This is a genomic window from Mesorhizobium sp. M2A.F.Ca.ET.067.02.1.1 (genome assembly GCF_004023285.1).
Taxonomy (GTDB): Bacteria; Pseudomonadota; Alphaproteobacteria; order Rhizobiales; family Rhizobiaceae; genus Mesorhizobium.
In genome coordinates this window covers 1-1695 of sequence record NZ_RZSB01001026.1, presented here as the reverse complement: position 1 = coordinate 1695, position 1695 = coordinate 1, and the positions used below count along the sequence as shown (strand labels likewise).

Annotated in this window: 1 protein-coding gene; it reads right to left on the bottom strand. The window is 65.2% G+C overall.

The annotated features are described in order from the left end of the window. Positions 1 to 1608 (bottom strand): Na/Pi cotransporter family protein (locus EOA28_RS34985; protein WP_148671075.1); only part of this gene is annotated, 1608 nt, incomplete at its 3' end. Between the last annotated feature and the right edge of the window lie 87 nt (positions 1609 to 1695).

Below are 1695 nucleotides of genomic sequence, written 5' to 3'. Positions count from 1 at the left end.
GGCGATCGAGGCCAACAGCGAGTTAATCTGCTTCAGGTCGCGGATGGTGTCGAGGTGGATCGAGCTGGTCTCGACGCTCTTGGCGGTGCCTGCGCGCAGGCGCAGGAAATGGCTGGCGCTGGTTTCCTTCTCGCGCTCGCGCAAAAGGTCTTTTTCCAGCACCAGTTGGCGCGCGGTCTCGGGGTCGCGCGAGACGAGCACGTTGAAGGCAAGCCGCGCATTGGCAAGCACGGAAGAGTGGAAGGCGCAAAGCTCCTGCCAGCCCTCCGGCGTGAATTCCAGGCCGCGCTCCAGCTTCTTCCTGACATGCACCAGCATGTTGCGCACGATGATGTCGCCGACCTGTTCCAGCTTGACGCAGGCGCCGATCAGTTCCTGGCAGCGCAACGCCTCGTCCTCGGTCAGCGGGTTTCGGGTGACTTTGGCTAGGTAGAGCTTGATCGCGGCGTGCTTCCGGTCGACGCGGTCGTCGAGCGCGGCAAGCGCCTTGATCTTGGCGGGGTCGGCATCCTCATAAAGCTCGATGATGCGCTTCAGCATGATCTCGACCGTCTCGCAAACCCGCACCACCTCGCGCGTAGCGTTGGCCAACGCCTGGCTCGGCGTATCGAGGGCGCTCTCATTCAGCGCCGACAGCTCCACGATCTCGAGCGTGGCGGCCGGCTGCGGCGTGCTGCCCAGCGCCACGATCTTTTCGGAAGCGCGGTAGACGAGGCCGGCCAGCGGCAGTCCGGCCAGCAGGATCAGCACATTGAACAGGATGTGGGCGTTGACGATCTGATCGGGCGCGCTTCTGCCGAGGAAGCCGACATCCGGCTTGAAGGTCATGATCAGGACCAGCATGATCAGCGAGCCGAGGCCGCGCATCAAAAGATTGCCGACCGGCACGATGCGCACCTCGCGCGGCGCCGACCGCGTCAGCATCGGCGCAATCAGCGACGAGCCGAGATTGACGCCCAGCACCAGCACGACGCCCAGTTCCGGCGTGATCAGCCCGCGGCCCGCCAGTGTCGCCATCAAAAGCACCGCGGCGATGCTCGACTGGAACAGCCAGGTGACCAGCGCGGCTAACAGATAGGTGGTGATGGAGTCGCCCGAGAAATAATTGATGATCAGCGGCATCAGCTGGCTGTTGCGCAGCGGCTCCGACGCCTGGCCGATCATCTCCAGAGACAGGATCAGCAGGCCGACGCCGATCAGGATGCGGCCCGTCTGCCGCCAGTCCCGCCGCTCGGTGGCCATGAACATGACCGTGCCCGCGATCAGGCAGAGCGGCACCAGAAGCGTCAGATCGAAGGTGAGCAGCTTGGCCACCAACGCCGAGCCGATCTCGGCGCCGCGCACAGCCAGTTGTCCGGCGGCGCCCGAAACGATGCCGGCGCCGGCGAAGGAGCCGACCAGCAGCGTCACCGCGGTTGAGCTCTGCAGCGCGACCGCCAGGCCGCAGCCTGTGAGCACCGCCATGACCGGATTGCGCATGGTGGCGCGCAGCCTGTGGCGCAGCACGTCACCATAGGCGCGCTCGACCCCTGTCTTCACCATGCGGGTGGCGAACAGCATCAGCGCCACCGCGCCGGCAAGGTGCAGGAGGACGACGGAGCCGCTCACAGCCAACCCCGCGGGGTAGCTCTGGCAGCGCGGAGAGAGGTACGAATCTTAGCCATCTCGAGGCCTGGAAATACACCAATTAAGATT